The 21,450-nt window shown below is 41.5% G+C and carries 17 protein-coding genes and 4 pseudogenes; 14 read left to right on the forward strand and 7 right to left on the reverse strand.

Annotated features, from left to right (window positions below):
• Window positions 1-441 (forward strand): IS30 family transposase (locus B9P78_RS03795; RefSeq protein ID WP_148138572.1); only part of this gene is annotated, 441 nt, incomplete at its 5' end.
• A gap of 282 nt (window positions 442-723) precedes the next feature.
• On the opposite strand, the pseudogene dhaL reads toward B9P78_RS03795, so the two are convergent.
• The 3 genes and pseudogenes from dhaL to dhaM all read right to left on the reverse strand — a co-directional run bounded on the left by dhaL (window position 724) and on the right by dhaM (window position 2,745).
• Window positions 724-1,295: pseudogene (dhaL, locus tag B9P78_RS03800) on the reverse strand (dihydroxyacetone kinase subunit DhaL).
• 22 nt (window positions 1,296-1,317) lie between these two features.
• Window positions 1,318-2,316, reverse strand: coding sequence for a dihydroxyacetone kinase subunit DhaK (gene dhaK, locus B9P78_RS03805; protein ID WP_094518211.1), 999 nt, complete (start codon window positions 2,314-2,316; stop codon window positions 1,318-1,320).
• Window positions 2,317-2,358: 42 nt separating this feature from the next.
• A complete protein-coding gene (dhaM, locus tag B9P78_RS03810; protein ID WP_094518212.1) occupies window positions 2,359-2,745 on the reverse strand; it encodes a dihydroxyacetone kinase phosphoryl donor subunit DhaM in 387 nt (128 codons plus the stop codon).
• Between the two features lie 206 nt (window positions 2,746-2,951).
• On the opposite strand from dhaM, the gene B9P78_RS03815 reads away from it, so the two are divergent.
• Window positions 2,952-4,130, forward strand: a complete 1,179-nt coding sequence (locus tag B9P78_RS03815; protein WP_094518213.1) for a MalY/PatB family protein — start codon at window positions 2,952-2,954, stop codon at window positions 4,128-4,130.
• Between the two features lie 135 nt (window positions 4,131-4,265).
• On the opposite strand, the pseudogene B9P78_RS10655 reads toward B9P78_RS03815, so the two are convergent.
• Window positions 4,266-5,254 (reverse strand): annotated as a pseudogene (locus B9P78_RS10655) (cation diffusion facilitator family transporter).
• Window positions 5,255-5,387: 133 nt separating this feature from the next.
• On the opposite strand from B9P78_RS10655, the gene B9P78_RS03825 reads away from it, so the two are divergent.
• The 10 genes and pseudogenes from B9P78_RS03825 (at window position 5,388) to B9P78_RS03870 (ending at window position 14,052) form a co-directional block, all read left to right on the forward strand.
• Window positions 5,388-5,762, forward strand: coding sequence for a MerR family transcriptional regulator (locus B9P78_RS03825; RefSeq protein ID WP_094518214.1), 375 nt, complete (start codon window positions 5,388-5,390; stop codon window positions 5,760-5,762).
• A gap of 318 nt (window positions 5,763-6,080) precedes the next feature.
• Entirely contained in the window at window positions 6,081-7,310 is a 1,230-nt protein-coding gene (locus tag B9P78_RS03830; protein WP_094518215.1) for an LL-diaminopimelate aminotransferase, read from the forward strand.
• A 189-nt stretch (window positions 7,311-7,499) separates the two neighbouring features.
• Complete coding sequence (locus B9P78_RS03835) at window positions 7,500-8,336, forward strand: MetQ/NlpA family ABC transporter substrate-binding protein (protein WP_094518216.1); 837 nt, start codon at window positions 7,500-7,502, stop codon at window positions 8,334-8,336.
• Between the two features lie 399 nt (window positions 8,337-8,735).
• Window positions 8,736-9,719, forward strand: a complete 984-nt coding sequence (locus tag B9P78_RS03840; protein WP_094518217.1) for a mannose/fructose/sorbose PTS transporter subunit IIA — start codon at window positions 8,736-8,738, stop codon at window positions 9,717-9,719.
• A 20-nt stretch (window positions 9,720-9,739) separates the two neighbouring features.
• Window positions 9,740-10,547: pseudogene (locus B9P78_RS03845) on the forward strand (mannose/fructose/sorbose family PTS transporter subunit IIC).
• 12 nt (window positions 10,548-10,559) lie between these two features.
• Window positions 10,560-11,507, forward strand: coding sequence for a PTS system mannose/fructose/sorbose family transporter subunit IID (locus B9P78_RS03850; protein ID WP_094518218.1), 948 nt, complete (start codon window positions 10,560-10,562; stop codon window positions 11,505-11,507).
• Window position 11,508: 1 nt separating this feature from the next.
• On the forward strand, window positions 11,509-11,898 hold the full coding sequence (locus B9P78_RS03855; protein ID WP_094518219.1) for a DUF956 family protein: 390 nt from the start codon (window positions 11,509-11,511) through the stop codon (window positions 11,896-11,898).
• 6 nt (window positions 11,899-11,904) lie between these two features.
• Window positions 11,905-12,855 (forward strand): type I phosphomannose isomerase catalytic subunit, encoded by a 951-nt coding sequence (locus tag B9P78_RS03860; RefSeq protein WP_094518247.1) that lies wholly within the window; start codon window positions 11,905-11,907, stop codon window positions 12,853-12,855.
• A gap of 141 nt (window positions 12,856-12,996) precedes the next feature.
• Window positions 12,997-13,497 (forward strand): cupin domain-containing protein, encoded by a 501-nt coding sequence (locus B9P78_RS03865; protein ID WP_199445727.1) that lies wholly within the window; start codon window positions 12,997-12,999, stop codon window positions 13,495-13,497.
• 132 nt (window positions 13,498-13,629) lie between these two features.
• On the forward strand, window positions 13,630-14,052 hold the full coding sequence (locus B9P78_RS03870) for an Hsp20/alpha crystallin family protein (protein ID WP_094518220.1): 423 nt from the start codon (window positions 13,630-13,632) through the stop codon (window positions 14,050-14,052).
• A 417-nt stretch (window positions 14,053-14,469) separates the two neighbouring features.
• Here B9P78_RS03870 and pgeF read toward each other — a convergent pair whose 3' ends face one another.
• Window positions 14,470-15,231, reverse strand: coding sequence for a peptidoglycan editing factor PgeF (pgeF, locus tag B9P78_RS03875; RefSeq protein ID WP_233487698.1), 762 nt, complete (start codon window positions 15,229-15,231; stop codon window positions 14,470-14,472).
• Window positions 15,232-15,356: 125 nt separating this feature from the next.
• Between pgeF and B9P78_RS03880 the strand changes: the two genes are divergently transcribed.
• Window positions 15,357-18,278: an insulinase family protein gene (locus B9P78_RS03880; RefSeq protein ID WP_094518222.1), complete on the forward strand. Its 2,922-nt coding sequence runs from the start codon at window positions 15,357-15,359 to the stop codon at window positions 18,276-18,278.
• A 93-nt stretch (window positions 18,279-18,371) separates the two neighbouring features.
• Here the strand turns inward: B9P78_RS03880 and B9P78_RS03885 are convergent, their stop codons facing one another.
• Window positions 18,372-18,563, reverse strand: a complete 192-nt coding sequence (locus B9P78_RS03885) for a hypothetical protein (protein ID WP_094518223.1) — start codon at window positions 18,561-18,563, stop codon at window positions 18,372-18,374.
• 63 nt (window positions 18,564-18,626) lie between these two features.
• Window positions 18,627-19,310: a hypothetical protein gene (locus tag B9P78_RS03890; RefSeq protein WP_094518224.1), complete on the reverse strand. Its 684-nt coding sequence runs from the start codon at window positions 19,308-19,310 to the stop codon at window positions 18,627-18,629.
• A 447-nt stretch (window positions 19,311-19,757) separates the two neighbouring features.
• On the opposite strand from B9P78_RS03890, the pseudogene B9P78_RS03895 reads away from it, so the two are divergent.
• A pseudogene (locus tag B9P78_RS03895) lies at window positions 19,758-21,394 on the forward strand (alpha-amylase).
• The last annotated feature ends 56 nt before the right edge of the window (window positions 21,395-21,450 follow it).

Below are 21,450 nucleotides of genomic sequence, written 5' to 3' on the forward strand. Positions count from 1 at the left end.
TCGGATGCCGTGCTGCTGACGCTGGCTGAACGGCAGACACGCTTTGAAGTCATCCTAAAGTTGAACGGGAAGGACACCGAATCGGTGGACCAAGCGGTTCAACAGCTAAGAGAACGGGCTGGCGCTAACTTCGATCAATTATTTAAGACCGTTACATCCGACAATGGCTCGGAGTTTTCTGGGTTACACGATGCTCTGCAAGATGTAGCTGACGTCTATTTCAGCCACCCCTATGCTTCTTGGGAGCGTGGGACGAGCGAAAACCAGCACAAATTAATTCGCCGTTTCGTCCCCAAGGGAAGCCCGATTAGTGAGGTGAGCGAGAACCAGATTTTGCGGATCCAGCGTTGGATGAACGATTACCCGCGGAAAATTTTGGGTTATGCGACACCACATGATACATTCGTCCAGGCATTCAAGCAAGAACGGTTGGTGGCTTGACCCATTATTCCTTGATAACGATCCTCACTCGGGACATGGCTTCATGTCTGGAAAGCTGGCCTGGGGCCAGAATCGTCTGAAGACTATCATACCTCAGTTCATTATCAAGGCCTCACTGATTTAGAATAACGAGGCAGTTACGGTATCAAACAAATGAGTTACCTGTAGTGGCTAACTTAAACTTGAAATTTATGAAAAGTAAATAAAGCAAAGAAACTTTATTATAGAATCAAAAAACCGGGAGATCTAGCTTCGACGCTAGGTCTCCCGGTTTTTCTTCTATTATAAGGTCGCTAACAGGGCTTCAAACAAATATATGCTTGATTCTGCACCTGGATCAGGTTCACCGATGGAACGGTCACCGTAGTATGAGGCACGTCCTTTAGTGGCTTTGAGTCCGGTTGTTGTTTCACGAGCTTGGTCTAATGTTTCTTGGGTTAAACTTCCTGTTTTCAAGGCTTCTATAGCGGGATGCCATACATCGACCATGGTTTTTTCACCTAGGTCAGCCTTACCACGTTGTTGAATTTTGTCTAATCCGGCAGCAAAGATTTCGCTTAGATCATCTGTCTTCTTCACAGCGCCAGACATGGCTAGGAAGGCAGAACCGTATAAAGGACCGGATGCGCCACCAATTTTACTCATCAATGTTTGGGCAACAGTCATGAACAAGGCGGGCACATCAGTAGGTGCCTTTGTTTCAAGGGCTTCTTTGGTTGCAACCGCACCACGGGCCATGTTATTCCCATGGTCACCGTCTCCAATTTTTGGTCTAAGTCACTTAAATAGGCTTTTTCTTCGATTAATTTATCAAACCAGGGATTTAACCAGGCTAGAACATCAGTTACTTCCATATATATCAATCCTCTCAATTAACTAACCCCAAGCAGCCGTATTCACTGGTGCTTGTAAGGCTGTGATCCATTCTGCATCTTCACTAGGCACTTTAAGTAGGGTCAATGAGGCACCTTCCATGTCTAGAGATGTCATGAGATTGCCGACTTTGACGAAATCAATTTGCAATCCAGCAGCAGTTAATTGTTCATGGATATCATTCCAGAATAAGTAAAGCTCCATTAACGGCGTACCACCCATACCATTGACGAGGACAGCATAGTGGTTGCCTTCAGCCCAAGCAAATTCTTCATTTAGACGGGCAATCAATTCGGCTGCCATTTCACTGGCAGGTTTAATTTTTTCGCGGCGGTAGCCAGGTTCGCCGTGTATACCAATGCCGTATTCAAATTCGTCGGCCGCGATGTCAAAGCCCGGCTTGCCGACTTCTGGAACAGTAGCCGCTGAGAGGGCAAGACCAATGGATTTGAGGTTGTTATTTACTTTTACAGCGATATCAGCCAGTTCGGTTAGTGATTTGCCTTGGTCGGCGTAGTAACCGATGATTTTGTGCATGAAGACTGTTCCGGCAATGCCACGACGGCCAGCTGTATAAGTGGAATCTTCCATAGCAATGTCGTCGTCTACGATAATAGCGGCTGTTTCGATACCTTCAGCTTCAGCGAATTCTTGGGCGATTTCAAAGTTCATTACGTCACCAGTATAGTTTTTGATTACTAAAAAGACGCCAGCCCCATTGTCTGCAGCTTTGATACCTTCGAAGATTTGGTCAGGTGTTGGAGAGGTAAATACTTCACCGGATACGGCAGCTGATAGCATACCTTTGCCGACGAAACCTGCATGACTTGGTTCGTGACCAGAGCCACCTCCAGAAACGATACCCACGATGTTTGGTGTTTCAACAGTTCGGTACAAGACCTGGGTGTCGGGCACTTGGGCAAGGATATCAGCATGTGCACTGGCTAGTCCTTTGACCATTTGTGTGACAACATCACCGGGTTGATTGATAATTTTTTTCATTGAGATAACCTCCTCAGGTTTTATATATCTATGACAAAAAATTTAACTTTGTTTCTTGACTGCTTGCAGCAATTCCTCTGGTGTACGATCTATGGTCGATTGGACTGCCCCAACATATGCACCTTCCACCAGCGGGCCTTTAACTAGATGGGTGTGGCTTTTAGCGTCATCATCCAGGAAATCGAGGGCGGTTTCAGCGGATAAGACAGCTGAGCCCATGTCGGTGAAGATGAAGATTTCCTTGTCGGGATTGGCAAGAATAGGATCTAGAATTCTGTTGACGGATGTCCCGATTTCGCCATCATCAGTACCTCCAGCGGCGATTACTTCAAATCTGTTATTGTCGTCGGGCACCATGGTTTCTAGCAATTCTTTCAAACCTTCAGTAATCTGTTGGCTGTGTGAAACGAGTATCAGTAAATTTGACATATGCATGAACCTCCAAGTTTTGGTGATATTTCCGTATGCGCTTTCATTATATCAAGAATCTGTATAGACGACAAGCAAGATAGGTGTCGGTGTCTATTGTGATAGGTAGAAACGATTAAAGGTAAACTATTGTCCCTTTTTCTAGATTGTGCTAGGTGTGATAAAATAATACTATCAAGTACAAGTTATGCATAGGAGGATGTAAAATGGTAGATATTTTAAAAGATTATAGCCCTGACCGCTCACAAACGAAAGCAATGAAATGGCATGATTTGCCAGAAAAATTTGGGGCAAGTGATTTAGTCCCAGTTTGGATTGCGGATATGGATTTTGCGCCTGCTAAAGAAATAAAAGAAGCCTTGCAAAATTTTGTGGAAGAACAATATTATGGTTACTATTCTGTGCCAGAATCTTACTATACTGCGATTGTTGATTGGACAAAAGCTCAATACAATTATGAAACAAAAGCTGAATGGTACCGATTCGCGCCAGGTGTGTGTACAGGTATTGCCTTTGCACTGCATGCATTTACAAACGAAGGGGACAAGGTATTGATTCAAAACCCTGTCTATAATCCATTCCGTACGGTAATTGAAGAAGCCAACCGCACTTTAGTGATGCAAGATTTATTAGGGGATGACGTTCAAGGCTATACCATTAATTTTGAAGCCATGGAAGATGCCTTTAAACATGACGATATTAAGGCTATCCTATTCTGTTCACCACAAAACCCAACTGGTCGCGTCTGGACAAAAGAAGAATTGACCAAAGTCGTTGATTTATGTAAAGCCTATGACGTGCTATTACTATCAGACGAAATTCACCGTGACTTAATCATGCCAGGGCATGAACATATTGCTATCGGTAACATCGATCCAGACTATGATAACTATGTATTATTCGCATCACCATCTAAAACCTTTAACTTAGCTGGATTAAACCACTCATTCTTAGTGGTACCAAATGCTGAAAAACGTGTAAAATTAGATACTTTCTTACATAGCATTCATCTAACAGGGGGTCAACCAGCTGGATATATCGCAGCAGAAGCTGCCTATACGCATGGTGGTGAATGGTTAGATGCAGTCAATGAAATCATTTGGTCTAACTACAACTTATTGAAAGATACGATTCAAGCAGCCTTACCTGAAGTAACGTTCAGTGATTTAGAGGGTACTTACCTTGCCTGGTTAGATTTAGGTGCCTATATGAAATCGGCAGATTTAGAAGATATTGTGCAAAATAAAGCCAAGTTAGCTGTCAACTATGGGACTTTATATTGGCCTACAAATGCTGATGATACGCATATTCGTATTAACTTAGCGACAAGACCGGAAATTATCGAAACAGCCGCTAAGAATTTGGTTGCTGCGATTAAGGGCTAAAGTTTCTATTAGGCGAGTAAAGTAAAAAATGTGGTTGAGACTATCAGATCTCAACCACATTTTCGTGTAACTTTTTTCTAATGATATGTTTTCTTACATTATCGACTGTTTAAGTCTTACCTTGCATAGGCGAATTTAACGGAAGGGTTCCACATGGACATCAATGGCGGTGATGTTACCTGTATTTTGCAGTGTAGTTTCCACCACTTCTGTGATATCATGGCCTGCTTGAACCGAGATATGCGGGTCCACGTAAATGGTGATATCGATGTAAATATTGGCACCATAATTACGTCCGCGTATGTCCGCTACAGATACAACGCCGGGGATATCTTCAACGATATGCTTGTAGTCGTCAAGTTCTGTTTGCGGGAAACCGTCTGACAAGGCGAAGGCAGAATCCCGAAAGATATCCAAGCCAGATTTCACAATAATTAGCCCAACAATCACGGCCATAGCGCCATCCAACCAAGCAATGCCTGTTCGACTTAAAATAACGGATAAGGCGGTGGCAAAAGAGGTGAGTGCATCGGCTAGATTATCTTTGGCGGATGCTTTCAAACTAGGGCTATATAATTTTTGCCCGAGCGTATTGTTATACCAGTAAACACCAGACATCACGACGCCGGATGCGAGTCCGATAATCGCGTTGATAGGTGTTGGCGTATCATAGTCCTGGTTGATCAGGGAGATGATAGAGTCTTTGGTTAAGGTAATCCCAATATAGAAAATGACGAGGACATGATTAAGGTTGTAATGGTTTCAATTTTATAGTGACCATAACGATGGTTTTGGTCGGCTGGACGTTGGGAGAGGATCATGCCAATTAGTAGGGCAATTGATGCGAAGGCATCGGTAAAGTTATTCATCCCATCCGCAAAAACGGCATTTGAATGAAAATTGGCACCAACGAATAATTTGCTAGTCGAAATAATGATATAGGCCGCGATACTTAGATAAATCCCACGTTTTGCTAATTTGGGATTTGGATTATGATTTGAGGTCATCTTGTTTTGGTCATTTACCATTTGAATAAGCTTCCTTTCGATAGATGAATGAAGGCGAAATGTTGCCAATATGCAAAAAACGCAATTCTTTATATTATAGGCGCCTACTTCATACATTGCAAGGTATAACCTTAAGAAAATAAGTCAAAAATTTCATGCCATTTTTAACATAAATTTTCATTGACTATTTATGTCAACTAATATAACATGAGATTAAAATACAATTAAAAATGAATGAAGGTGAATTTGTATGAAGGAAAAAGAACTGCGACGAACCTTAGCTGTTTTCCCAATTGGCACAGTCGTGCAGTTAACGGATTTAACACCTCGACAGGTACGTTACTACGAAGAACAAAAGCTGATTAAGCCTAAACGTTCCGAAACGAATCGCCGAATGTATTCCCTTAATGATGTAGATAGACTCCTTGAAATCAAAGATTATTTAAACGAAGGCATGAGTATTCAAGCCATTTACAATACCTATAATCGTCAACATATTCAACCGAAGTCAAGTAACACAAAACAATTAACCGATGAGGATGTAAGACGCATTCTCTATAACGAAATTTTGAACCAGGGTGGCTTTCGAAACACCAACCCGGATCAAGACTACCCAATGAGATAGAGTGCGACTAGAACCGTTCAGCCCTCAACCGGTGGAAGATTAGCGCCCGTGATGACGGAAGACATCGCCAGCTAATCTGAAGTGGGCAGAGGGTTGGTTCTAGGAGCAGGTTTTGATAGAGTGCGACAAGAGGCGTTTAGATTTGAACCGTTGGAAGAAAATGAACTTAAAGCCCGTACTTTGGGATTTAAGGATTTTTCTGAAACGCAGTCAAATCTGCCTCTAGGAACACATTTTGATAGAGTATGACAAGAACCGTTCAGCCCTCAACCGGTGGAAAAAACAAAAATCGTGCATATATAATGGAGGAGTTTTCAAATGAATCAAATTAATAAAGATTACCAACGCTTACCAGGCTCTTATTTATTTGCAGAAGTAAAACGTCGTCAAGCAGCTTATGAAGCAGCTAACCCAGACAAGGATGTTATCCGTTTAGGTGTTGGGGATGTTACCTTGCCACTTGCACCAGCAGTTATCGAAGCATTACATAAAGCTGTAGACGAGCAAGCAAATGCTGACACATTCAAAGGTTATGCACCAGATCATGGTTACGATTTCTTACGCGAAGCCATTCAAAAAAATGAATTTGCAGCTCGTGGTGCCGACATTTCCGTAGACGAAATTGTGATTTCTGATGGGGCAAAATCTGACTCCTCAAACATCCAAGAAATCTTTGGCCCAGACATTAAAATTGCCGTTGGTGATCCAGTATATCCCGTTTACGTAGACTCAAACATTATGGCTGGTCGCGGTGGGGACTACAACGAGGAAACTGGTAAATGGTCTGACTTAGTTTACCTATCTGCAACCGCGGAAAATGATTTCAAACCATCATTACCTAATGAGCATGTGGACCTTGTTTACCTATGCTATCCAAATAACCCAACAGGTACGACTTTAAACACAGCCGACCTACAAGAATGGGTTGACTGGGCGAATGCCAACGACGCAATCCTTATTTTTGACTCAGCGTATGAATCATTCATTACGGAAGACGATGTGCCACATTCAATCTTTGAATTACCAGGCGCGCGTACATGTGCGATTGAGATTCGTTCATTCTCTAAACGTGCTGGTTTCACTGGTTTACGTTTAGGTGCAACGATTATCCCTAAAGAAGTAGAAATCGATGGCGTGTCACTATTAGACATGTGGAAACGTCGTATCTCTACCAAATTCAATGGTGCACCATACATCGTTCAACGTGCAGGTGAAGCAACATATACAGAAGAAGGTAAAGCGCAACTAGAAGAAAACATCGCTTACTACCGTCGCAACGCAACACTAATCCGCGAAGGTCTAGAAGAAGCAGGTTTCGAAGTCTTCGGTGGTATCAACGCACCATACGTATGGATGAAAACGCCAAACGGCATGGACTCATGGGACTTCTTCGACTACCTATTAGAAACAGTTCAAATCGTTGGTACACCAGGCGTAGGCTTCGGCCCTTCAGGCGCAGGCTACTTCCGTCTAACTGCCTTCAATACCTATGAAAAAACAGCAGAAGCAATCGAACGTATCAAGGGCTTGAAAGCACAAAACGCATAATCAAACTTGGTCATTCTATATTCGCCAACTACCGGTACATCTCCGACAAGGGATGTACCGGTTTTTTTTCTTGTCCTCGTGTTCGTTAATTTCGATTAAAAGTGGGCGAATAATCGGAATTTCCTCAAGGGTAAAGTGTGATAAGATTAGACAATAACCCTTGAGGGAAAAGGATGGGCGTTTTGTTTTATGAAGAAAAGTATTTGGATTACTTCGGCAATCGCACTTATACTAGCCGGATGTGGCAACGCTGATGCCCAAGAAACGGTAACGGTAGCTTCACGTGGTTCAGACGTGGATACATGGGAGTTCATTGCGGATTCCGACGCAGCTAAGGAGGCAGACCTAGCTATTGAAGTGGTTTCTATGGAGGGGGATGGCGTTCAAACCAACCAAGCAACCGCAGAACAGGAAGTTGATGTAAATGCCTTCCAAAACCTAAGCTACATGTATACATTTAATGAAAATTCAGATACCAAATTAGTACCCATCGCAACAACATATCGTGAACCAATGGGTGTATATTCAGATAAATATGAAGACATCTCTGAAGTAAGTGAAGGTGATTCGGTATCAGTAGGGGTCAATAGCGCCACACAAGCTCGTCAATTGTTGGTATTGCAGGGCGCAGGGTTAATCACCTTGTCAGATGACTTTGACCCAGACAAAGGAACAGTAGAGGATATTACCGAAAATCCCTTGAATTTAGAATTTGTTCAAATAGATGAACTACAATTGGCACGCAGTTTGCAAGACGTTGATTTCTCGTTAATCGGTAACACCTTAGCGTTAGAAGCTGGTTTAAATGTCACTAAGGATGCTATATATATAGAAGAATTAGACGAAAATACAAACGGGACGATCAATGTTATCGCTACAGTAGCCGATAGAGCTGATGATGAAACCCTACAAAAATTAGGTGATTTATATCATAGCGACGAAGTGCAAAAATTTGTAGCAGAAGAATTCGAAGGTACTAAAATTGAAGTGGAAGTACCAGTGGCAGATGTGTGGACAGGAGAATAAACCAAGATGGAACGGCGCAAATCATTTTTATATGGATTTGTGTCGTTTTTTTCATAATTTGTAGCAAAAAATAGCATATCTAGGTCATATAATGAGTAAACTTTAATGAAAAAGATAGGCAGATTTTGCAATGACGGTTTTTTAAAACTGGAAAAGTGACATTTTCACTTTAATAGAAAGCCCTATTTTGTAAGAAACTAGACAAGTTGTCTGCTTTCGAAAGCAAAAATGCATTTTGCTGACACTTCATCCCATAAAAAATGGTTATTATTGCAATAAAATGACGCATTTTGGCATAAAACGGTTACTTTACGGTAATTTTTGATTGTATTTGCTTGTTTTTACGCATATACTTGTAAACGGATACACATGTCCAAATTTTTTTAGGGAGGTTTAACAATGATAGGAATTATTTTGGCGAGTCACGGTAAGTTCGCAGAAGGTATTAAACAATCTGCTGAAATGATTTTCGGAGCACAAGAAAATCTGCAGGCAGTTACATTTATGCCTGAAGAAGGTCCAGAAGATTTGCGTGCGCACTTGTTGGAAGCTGTAGAATCTTTCGATGACGCGTTACAAATCCTGTTTTTAGTCGATTTATGGGGAGGTTCTCCATTTAATCAGGCAAATATCATTCATGAAGAAATGCCAGAACGTACGGCAATTGTGAGTGGTTTAAATTTACCAATGTTACTTGAAGCGTTGGGACAACGTTTTGGTTCAGATGAGGTTGAAGCAGTTGCAAAACATATCTTATCTCGTGAAGTATCTGGTATCCGTGTGAAACCAGAAGCATTTGGTGAAGGTATTGATGAGGCCCCAGCGGCAGCAGAAGCTACTGAAAGCAATGTAGGTACTTTAGCACCAGGAACTGTTCTAGGCGATGGCAAAATCAAATACGTATTAGCTCGTGTAGATACGCGTTTATTACATGGTCAAGTTGCGACTGGTTGGGTACGTTCTGTAAACCCTAACCGTATTATTGTCGTTTCTGACAAAGTAGCACATGACGATATGCGTAAATCATTGATTCAACAAGCAGCACCAAATGGCGTGCGTGCGAATACAATTCCAGTTTCTAAATTAGCTGAAATTGACAAGGATCCTCGTTTTGGTAATACGAAGGCATTATTATTATTTGAAACACCAGACGATGTATTAGCAGCTGTTGAAGCTGGCGTTGACATTAAAGAAGTTAACCTAGGTTCTATGGCCCATTCAAAAGGTAAGACAATGATTTCTCGCTCATTATCAGTAGACGAACATGACGTTGAAACTTTACGTAAATTGCAAGATTTAGGCGTGAAATTCGATGTTCGTAAAGTACCTGCTGACAGTGACGAAAACTTAGAAAAATTATTGAAAAACAATAACTTAATTTAAAAAAGGAGGTCGACAACAACATGGATATTTCTATTTTTGCAGCAATCGCTATTTGTATTATCGCATTATTCGCAGGTTTTGAAAGTGTGTTGGACTCATTCCAATTACACCAACCAATCATTGTTTGTACGTTAATTGGTCTTGTAACTGGTAACTTAACTGAGGTTATTATTAGGTGGTCAATTACAATTAATCGCCCTAGGTTGGATGAACATTGGTGCAGCGCAAGCGCCCGATGCAGCCTTAGCAGGTGTAATCGCAGGTATCTTAGTATTAACTAAAGGTGCTAGCGTTTCAGAAGGTATCGCAATTGCCGTACCATTAGCAATCGCTGGTCAAGTATTAACAATTTTTGTTCGTACAATGACTGTAGGTTTAGCTCACTACGCTGATGGCCAAGCAGAAAAAGGGTCAATCGCAGGTGTAGAATCTGCCAACTTGATGGCCTTAGGTTTACAAGGTTTACGTGTTATGATCCCAGCAATCGCTACATTAGCTTTACCAGCTACAGCAATCCAAGGTGCTTTAAATGCAATTCCTGACTGGATTACTGGTGGTTTAGCTGTTGGTGGTGGTATGATCGTTGCCGTTGGTTACGCAATGGTTATCAACATGATGGCTACAAAAACAACATGGCCATTCTTCTTTATTGGTTTCGCTTTAGCAGCGGTAACTGAATTGAACTTGGTAGCTATGGGTATCATTGGTTTATCATTAGCATTAATCTACATTGAATTATCTCCACAATTTAACGGTGGTTCTGGCTCAGGCTCAGGTGGTTCTGGTTCAGTTGATGCTCAATTAGATGCTATCTTAGAAGACTATTAAGGAGGGGTAGACATGACTGAAGAAACAACAAACCGCATAACTTTAACTAAAAGAGACCGCATGAAAGCAAACTGGCGTCTAACTTTCGTCCAAGCTTCATGGAACTACGAACGTATGCATAACGTGGGTTGGGCTTATGTTCTTGCCCCTGCAATCAAAAAATTATATACGACTAAAGAAGATCGTGTCGCAGCTTTACAACGTCACTTGGAATTTATCAACTCTCATCCATATGTAGAAGCACCAATCTTAGGTGTAACCTTAGCGATGGAAGAAGAAAAAGCAAATGGTACTGAAATTGAAGACCAAGCAATCCAAGGGGTTAAAGTTGGTATGATGGGTCCTTTAGCTGGTGTTGGTGACCCAATCTTCTGGGGTACTTTACGTCCAGTATTAGGTGCCTTCGCAGCATCTCTAGCATTGAGCCAATCAATCCTAGGTCCAATCTTATTCTTCGTATTATGGAACTTAATTCGTGTTGCCTTTACTTGGTACACACAAGAGTTGGGTTACCGTGCAGGTTCTGAAATTACAAAAGACTTGTCTGGTGGTATTATTCAAAAAATCACTGTTGGGGCTTCAATCTTAGGTATGTTTGTAATGGGTGTCTTGGTACCTCGTTGGACATCTATGAACTTCCCAGTGAAAATCTCTGAAGTAACAAACTCTGCAGACAACATGGTAAACTTAGACGGTTTAGCTGAAGCAGCAAATACTAACTCAGTAACAGCTGATTCATTACGTGAAGTAATCAACCAAATTACATCTGGTAAATTAATTAACCCAACTTCAGTAACTACTTTGGGCGATGTATTTAACCAATTGTTACCAGGTATGATGCCATTAATCTTAACATTAACATGTATGTACCTATTAAAACGTAAAGTAAGTGCAACTACCTTAATCTTCGCTATCTTTGTGGTTGGTATTGCATTATACGTTTTAGGAATCATGGGCTAGAATGGTTCAACAACTAAATACTGAAGTCGAGTTCGTGTCCAAGGCAAATGCCATGCTGAATCCCTTAAGTCCTAAACCAGGTTTACTCATGGTAGGGGACAAGGGGGTTGAGTATGTTGCCGAGGCCGGACCAGGCTTTATCCAAATTCCATGGGTTAACATCAAGCGCATCCGCGTACAGATGTTGTTCAAAGGACGTTACGTCCGCGGTTTCTATTTTGAAACTGATGAAGGTCAACTCCTGGAATTTGTTGTCGATGAAGCCAAAGATAGCTTGCGAGCAATGCGTAAGCATTTGCCTCGGGAGAAATTCGTCGCACAACAAAGTAATCTGGCTAGTATGTTCAAGAATCCTTTTAAGAAAAAGAAGCAAAACAACAACGAGGAGTAATTCATGATACAAGAACCAATATTCTTACAAGCCTACCTAGAAGAAAAAATTTGGGGCGGTCAAAAGTTACAAACACAATTTGGCATGGATATTCCTTCTGAGCATACAGGTGAAGCCTGGGTGATTTCAGGTCATGAACACGGCCAATCGATTGTTACGTCACCGGAAGCTTATAAAGGCCTAAAACTTGCGGATTTATATCAGCAAGCGCCTGATATTTTTGGTGGACAAGTAGCAGACCGTTTCCCCTTACTAATCAAAATCATTGACGCCAAGGAAGATTTATCTGTACAAGTGCATCCAGATGATGCATACGGCTTAGCTCATGAGAATGATTTAGGTAAGACAGAATGTTGGTATATCATGGATGCAGATCCAGGTGCTTATTTGATTTATGGCCACAATGCAGCTGATAAGCAAGCCTTCCTAGATATGGTTGCCAACAACCAATGGGATGACTTGCTACGCAAGGTACCTGTTAAAGCGGGCGATTTCTTCGCTGTGCCAGCGGGTACGATTCATGCGATTGGTGGTGGCGTCTTGATTTTAGAAACGCAACAAAGTTCTAACACGACTTATCGTGTATATGATTATGGGCGCAAGGATGCAGCGGGCAATGAACGTGATTTACACATCCAACAATCAGCGGATGTCACCATGTTTCCACATGTGGATACCAAACCAACAGCTGAATTAACGAAGCTCGAGGGTGGCACTAGCTATGATTACTGGACGAATGACTACTTTGCGGTATTTAAATGGACCGTTACAGATGAAATGCGTTTGGATCTTTCGCGTGCGTATCAATTATGTACCGTGATTGAAGGGGCTGGCCAAATCACTGTTGGTGATCAAAGTTGGTCCATTCAAGCACCTGATGCCTTCATCTTGCCAAGTGACTTATCACAAGTCACTTTATCAGGAGATATGGCTTTGATGGTAGCGGAGGAACGCTAAGTCGATGATAATATTGGAAGAGGTTGGGACATGTCCCGACCTCTTTTTATTTGGGCAGAATTTTGGTGCGCATTTCAGTGAAAAAAGTTATGATGAACGTATGAATGTATTGAAAATATGGCTGTAATAAATGGAGGAATCATGATGAAAGACCAATCAGTATGGATCGAGCATTTTAATATGGAAGGTCACGATGAGGGCGGATATTTTTCCCAAGTGCTAAAATCTGACGAACGAGTGCAACTAGAAGGCCAAGCGGAACGTGCCTTATACACAAGTATTTATTTCTTGCTGACGAGTGATAATCCGTCACGTTTGCACCGTTTAACTGCGGATGAGGTTTGGTATTACCATTATGGTAGTCCACTGACGGTTCATATGATTACACCTGAAGGTAATTATGAAACCATCAAACTTGGCTTAGATGTTGAAGATGGTCAAGTACTACAAGCAGTCGTGCCCAAAAATACGATTTTCGGATCTAGTGTGGAAGATACGGATACATATTCATTAGTATCTTGTATGGTGAGCCCTGGATTTGAGTATGAGGATTTTGAATTGTTTACGCGTACAGAGTTGATTGAAAAATATCCCGACTATCAGGAAATGATTGAAAAGTTAACTTTACCTGATGTAGAATAGTTTTATAACATTTAAGTTATTAAAAAGGAAGGGAGATGTAAAATTAGCACTCTGTTGACAAGAGTGCTAATTGAGTATATAATATAAGTGTAGTAAGAAATAAGGTACATACGAATAGAAAGGAAATGTGTTATGGGATTTTTACCAACTATGAACAATAATAGAGGGTTAGGTCGTAACTTTTTCAATGATGATTTCTTCGATAGTATGATGGATACACGGAGAATGATCAAAACTGATATTCGTGAAACAGACAATGCTTATATTCTAGATGCAGAATTGCCTGGATTCAATAAAGAGGATATCAACATTGATTACAGCAATAATGTCCTAACGATAGCTGCAAATAAAGAGACAACTAACGAAGAGAAAGACGAAAAAGAAGGAACTTATATTCGTCGTGAACGATCTAGTCAATCCTTTAGCCGTCATTTCTTAGTTGAACATATCAAAAATGAAGACATTGACGCTTCATTTGAAAATGGCGTCTTAACAGTCACCATGCCAAAAGCAGCCGACAAAGAAACAAATAGTCACCGCATTGAAATTAACTAATAAGGATTTATACACTAGGGGCCTTGCGAGAAAGGGTCCCTGTTTTTTTTTTTGAAAGGAAATAGTGCTTAAGTGAAGTGGTTTAGGGATTCCTAATGAACTTATCGCAAAAAGTCATCAACTTTCCCAATATATTCACAATTTCTTCAAAAATGTCGCCTATTATATAAGCATACCCAATAAAGGCTGTGAACGCGGACGTTTAGACAAGCATCTCTGAAGTGGAGACCTGTCTGCCCAAGCGAACGCAACTAAACAAATCAAACAAACTTTTCTTCATAAAATCTTTCTCCTCCCAAATGAAAGATAAATAGTAAAAACGAGTCGCCTACCCAGCGACTCGTTTTTTTTATGCCTTCATTTGTCTAATTAGAGCAACACCGTTTTATAAAAAATTTCATTCGGATAAACCCTATTTTAAACGCGGGCGATGAAGTTGAAGTGACGGCCTTTTGTTTTGTCTAATCGATATGAAAAACCGTCGGCCATGACATAGGTGTCTTGGTCGGAAGGGCGAATATTATCGGCCAGGAAACCTACGCGTTTGAGTTGTTCGATGACGGTGGCTTGGTTATCTACCAAGAATTTTCCACGCGTTTCATCCCATTTTATAAAGTCATCAGCGTAACCGAGGGCTTTGAATTGATCAGCAACGTCTTGGTCAACTTCAAATGACGTTTGACTGATAGAGGGCCCTAGAATGGCTTTCACTGAACCCATGTAGAAATCTTCATCTGTTGCTTTGATTTGGGCAAAGGTTTGCGACACGATGTCTTGGACGGTACCTTTCCAGCCAGAGTGAATGGCGCCAATCAAATCTGTCCGTTCGTCATAGAAAAGGACAGGCACGCAATCGGCGGTGAATACGCCAATAACGGCATTCTTTTCATAGGTATAGACGGCATCGACGTCATCGATGGCAGATGTGGTGTCTCTGCTGCCTCGACCTAGGTCACTAGTGGTGACGAGGTGTGCATTTTTGGAATGGGTTTGGTTGGCAAATACGAAGCGATTGGCTGGCAGCTTAAGGTCTGCGGCTAGTTTTTCACGATTGGTAATAATCATTTCGGGATCATCGCCAGTGTGTAGGGCTAGGTTGCCGGATAGGGCGAGTGTGTCGTCTTTTAGGGTGGTGCCGGCGATAATATCTTCGGGTAGCTTATCGTATTGAATGTACATGTGTATCATCCTTTCGTGGTTGTTTTGCTATTTCTATTATAGCAAATAAGGCCTTTCATTCATAAAGTCTGAGAAAACCTGTTAAAATGGTACTAATATGATTACATGATGAAGGAGTACAAAATATGACACAATCCTTGAAAGTAGGGGACCAATTACATGGTTTCACCTTAACTGATAGCCAATTTATTCATGATGCGAATGCCCATGTGCACACGTTCAACCATCCTCAATCTGGGGGCCAAGTGGTTTGGGTGGAAAATGATGACCAAAACCGCACGTTTGGTATTGGTTTTAAAACGCCACCAAAGGATTCGACGGGGGTAGCCCATATTGTAGAGCATTCAGTCTTATCTGGTTCGCGTAAATATCCAGCTAAGGATCCATTTATGACCATGTTGAAGACATCAATGAGTACTTTTCTAAATGCCATGACGTTTTCAGATATGACCATCTATCCGGTTTCTTCTATGAATGAAGAAGATTTCCATCATTTGACAGATGTCTATTTGGATGCCGTTTTCTTCCCACGTATGACGAGTGAGGAAAATATTTTCCGTCAAGAGGGTTGGCATAAAGAGTTATTTGATAAAGATGACGACCTAATTTACAACGGGGTAGTCTACAATGAGATGCGTGGTGCGTATTCAGATGCGGAACGTATTATCATGCAAGATGTCATTGCCAATTTACACCCTGAATCTACCTATGCCCACGAATCAGGTGGTTATCCCTATGATATTCCAAACCTAACATGGGAGAACTTCAAGCAATTCCATACAGATTTATATCGTCCGGATAACGCCCTAGCATATTTATATGGCGATATTGATATCGACCGTGCCTTAGCGCAAATCGATGGGGATTTCTTTAGTGAATTTAAAGCTAGTGGCAAAACCGTTGACTATGATTTACCTGCAGTTAAACCAGGTACGACCGAATATGTAGGCTACTATGATGCTGATGAACGTAAGACTGTCGAAACAGATTCATATCTTGTGTACGGTATGCCTGCCGGAAATTCAGCGGATATTGCCAATAATTACGTTGCCAATTTGATGAGCGAAGCCTTGATTGAAACTGAAGCTGCCCCAATCCGCCAAGCCCTAATTGCGGCTGGTTTATCTGAAGAAGTGGAAGCTTTAGGTTCAGACGGCTATTTTGTCGATTTTGGTTTTGTGTTAAAACAATTCAATCCAGCCAATAAAGAAAAAGCCCTTGAAGTGATTCAAGAAACCCTTGTTGAGCAAGCAAACAAGGGCATTAACCGTGACTTACTAGAAGCTGTGATTAACACACGCGAATTTGCAGCGCGTCAAGCAGGCGGTGCCATGAAGGGGATTACCTACGAAATTCAAATGACCATGTCTTGGCGCTACGGTGTTGACGTGACAGAAGCTTTGAATTTCTCTAAATACTTTGATGATTTACGTGCGAAATTGGATACCGATTTTTACGAAAATTGGATCAAGGAAAACTTGCTGGATCCATCGACCAAACTCATCGCCGTTTACCAACCAAAAGTGGGCTTATTCGATGAAAAGGACAAAGCCTTAGCAGAAGCCTTGGCTAGTGAAAAGGCAGCCATGTCTGACCAAGAAATGGCAGATTTGATTGCGACAAATGAAGCCTTACGAACCTATCAAGATACGCCAGATACAGAAGAAGCGCGCGCGAGTTTGCCGAAATTGGCCCTATCAGATGTACCACGCAAAACGGCGCTTATTCCTGAAGAAACACTGGCAGCAAATCATGGTGTAGTTGTTCGCTTCCACGAACAAGATGCTTCTGGCATTCGCTATGTACAATTGGCTTATCAAATTGACCACTTACCAGTGGAAGATTTACCATATGTGAATTATGTCGCTGTGTTGGCAGGGCTATTAAATACGAGCAACATGACATATGAGCAAATGGATATTGAAACGATGAAAACCACTTCAGGTATCATCATGCGACCAAAGACCTTCGTTAAGGAATTTGCTACCAATCAATATGTGCCAACCATATTTGCGTCATTTGCGGCCATTGGTGACAATAGTCAACGTGGTTTTGAACTATTGCAAGACACACAAAAAAATACAGACTTCTCTGATAAAGCCCGTATTTTAAATATCTTACAACGTACGAAATCAAATATGAGCCAAGGTTACGAAAATTCTGGCCATACGGTGGCGATTTCACGTTTGCGTGCCAAATATTCGCAAGCTTCAAAATACGCAGAAACGATTTCTGGTCTTGGTTTCTACGATCATTTAGCAGATTTGATTGAACACTTTGATGAACGAGGCGACGAATTTACCGCCCGCGTTGAAGCGGTGAATGCGAAATTATGGGATCCACGTCAATTGACAGTTTTCCTAACGGCGGATGCAGAAGATAAAACGATTTTACTTGACCAAGTTAATGCCTTTGTTGACGGTGCAAATACCGTCGACAATATCGATGCTACTAGCATCCACTTTGACTTGCCGGGTCATGGACACGAAGCTATTTTAACAAATGGTAATGTCCAATACGTATCTGTGGGAGGACAAGTGGATCCGAAAACCTTCAACGGTAAGGCGATGATTATTGGTTCAATCTTGTCGAAAGATTATTTACACGAAAATATTAGAGCCAAGGGGGGCGCATACGGTGCGGGTATTTCCATCACGTCTTCTGGGGATATCACGACGTATTCTTACCGCGATCCAAACGTGGACAAGACTGTGGATGTCTACCAAGCAATGCCAGATTTCCTTGCTGATTCTCACTTAACCCAAGAGGATTTGGATCAATTGATTATTGGTTCGATGTCAGCTTTCCATGCGCCTTTAGCGCCGGCTAATGTCAACAGCTTGTTGTCTACGCGCTACTTCAAGGGCTTGACCCATGAAATGGTTGATGAAAGCCTATCTGAAGCCTTGGATACCAAACTTTCTGACCTAGTTGCTTACAAAGAAACCATTCAAGAAGCCTTAGATGCGGATAACTTAGTTGTCTTCGGTAATAAACAAAAGATTGAAGCATCAAACCAAACATTTGATATTAAGCGTAGCCTATAATTTAGGGTAAAAAAATAACCACTAGCCAAACCGAAACATATGTCTCGGAATGGTTAGTGGTTTTTCGTGTCTTGTAGATGTTGATGAAACGATTTACTGCAAGCCTAGTTGTGGGCCAAAAGTAAGGGCGATAAAGGCCAATAGTAAAAGAACGCCACCAATTAATTTTAAGCGCGCTTGTTGGGCGGCAGTCATGCCGTCAGGGGTTTGCCCCTTCCAAATGATATAAATATTAACAGCAATACATAAAAGGGCAAAAATAATACCCACAGTATAACGACTCATAAAAACTCCTTTATTCATGTGCTAGAAATTACTAGAGATGTCCAAGGTCAAGGGGCAAAACGACTACTTGCTTGTCAATTTGACTGAAAGGTCTGTGGTAATCGCTTGATTATCAATACGACTTGTCCCCGTCACTTGCCAATCAATGGCCGTAATGGTTTTACTTTGACGATCCACGGTAATCGAAACAGCATGGTTAGCTCCCGCATTATAGGGGTCGCTCACCACTTGGTTCAACAAGTTGGTTAGATTTTCATCCGCGCCTTGGAAGGTCAACGTTTGGTCAGTTAAACTACCCTTCCATTCACCGGTCGCATCAAGAAAAGTCAGTAAATCCGAAATCTGATCCAGCGAAAGCACTTGTAACTGACCAAGGAAAGAATCATTCGTCAGCGACTGTCGCCAGTCTTGATCATCTTGTTTGTAAGCCGTTTGTTGATTTTCAGTCTCCACTTGCAAAATAGACTCAGCCTGTTTTTGGCTAGCATCATTTGTCTTTTCAATAATCTTACCAGAAAAATCTTCAATCGAAGCATAAGAAAGATTGGCCATTACGGTATCGCGCGTGGTATCGGGCGCAGCCGTCTCAAATTGTTGGATGACAGTCGTTTGTTTGTAAGATTCGGTCTCATTTAGTGTTTGCCCAACAGCTAAACCGAGATCCGTAGAAGACTCACTCGCCTCCACGTGGCTACCAATCAATAGCAAAACACTTGCTATGAAGATAAATGTAATAAATTTTCGCATGTATAGCACCCTTTTATTAGAATTTTTAATCGTATTTCGAAGGTTTAGGGAAATTTATGGCGATATACGCCAAAGGTGATCGTACCTGATAAATCTTATTACTCTTATTCTATATAAAATGAGGAAATAATTAAAGGCTTTTCGCCGAATATTCAAGGAAAATTCCCCTTTATTTCACGGAATTGTAAGGGGTCACAAATATGATGAAAAATTCACGGCGCAAATAGGACAAAATTGCGTATATATTATACGAAGCCACCCGCCTTTTACGACCATTTACCCGTCAACTACTAGTAGCGGTGTATATATGCTTGGCACGCCCAGCCAAGTAAGGAAATAGAAGCCCAGGATTGCGAAACGTTTCAAAGAGTGGGTATAATAACCTTATGATTATAATATAAACAATAAAGCTTCATAAAAATTGAATTCATGAAAGAAGGGCTTTCGATGGTAATGAACGGCGTATTAATGCAATATTTTGAATGGGACCTGCCGGATGACGGTAAGTTATGGCAACATTTAGCGGAAGATGCAGAACACTTAGCAGAGATTGGGATTTCCCATATCTGGATGCCACCAGCAACTAAGGGGCAATCAAGTGGTGATGTTGGTTATGGTGCATACGACCTATTCGACATCGGAGAATTCGATCAAAAAGGGACTGTTCGTACCAAATACGGAACAAGGGAAGAGTATCAAGCAGCCATTGATGCATTACAAGCACACGGTATTTGGGCTTTAGCGGATGCTGTTTTAAACCATAAGGGTGGGGCAGACGAAACTGAAATCTTCCAAGCCTATCCTGTAAATCCAAACAACCGTCAAGAAAAAATAGGCGAAGCCCGTGACATTGAAGGCTGGACCAAATTTACTTTCCCCGGTCGTCAAGGTAAATACTCTGATTTCATTTGGGACTTCAACTGTTTCTCAGGTACTGATTTCGATAACAAAACGGGTGAATCGGGCATTTTCATGATTAAAGGTGAGAACAAGGGTTGGCTGATAACGAAGAAGTGGACTCAGAAAATGGTAACTTTGATTACCTAATGTTTGCGGATATCGATTACAGTAATCCCCATGTCCAAGAAGAAGTCATCAAATGGGGGAATTGGTATTTAGACAATTTCAATTTGAATGGCTTTAGAATGGATGCCTTAAAACATATCGAATTTTCTTTCATCGATAAATTTATTACGGCTTTGCGTGAAACTCATCCGGATATCTATGTGATTGGTGAATACTGGCAAAGTAACCAAGGTGTCTTATTCGACTATCTTGAAGAAACCGATTATCAAATCGATTTATTTGATGTGGCATTACACCATCGTTTCAAAAAAGCAGCATCTTCATGGGATCAATTTGACATGGGGTCATTATTAGAAGGTTCACTATTACAAGGTCGTCCAAATATGGCCGTCACTTTTGTGGACAACCATGATTCGCAACCGGGTCAAGCCTTAGAATCTTGGGTAGATGAATGGTTTAAACCAATTGCCTACGCCATTATTCTATTGAATAAATCTGGTTTACCAACCATCTTCTATGGTGACTACTATGGTATCGAAAGTATCCATTTCAAAGGCTTCCGTGAAACCTTAGATACCTTGTTAGCCTTAAGACGTGAGAATGCTTACGGTGACCAACATGATTATTTTGATCACAAAAACTGTATTGGATACACCCGTACTGGTGATGATGAACATCCAAATGGTCTAGCTTTCATCGCTACAAACGGTAACCATGCTAAGAAACGTATGTACGTTGGTGAACTACACGCTGGCGAAGAGTGGATTGACGCAATGGGTGAAATCCAAGGTTCAGTAAGAATTGAAGAAGATGGTACTGGTGTGTTTAAGGTCCATTCAGGATCAATGTCCGTTTGGATTAATAAAGAGGATGCGGAACATATTGAAGGTGAAGCAGACAACGATGAAGCCTTTGAAGATGCGAACTACCATGAACCAGAAGTGACAGAAGAAGTGACAGAAGAAGTGGCAGAAGTGGCGGACGCAGAAACGAGCGAAGTCGATGCGCCAGAAGAAGTACCAGCTGACGAAGCAGAAGTGCCCGCAGAAAACGTATAAAAATGAATGTTTTCTACGCTGGTTGCCAATTCAATAGCAGGGACATGGTTCAGAAA

The organism is Aerococcus sp. 1KP-2016 (assembly GCF_002252085.1).
Lineage (GTDB): Bacteria > Bacillota > Bacilli > Lactobacillales > Aerococcaceae > Aerococcus.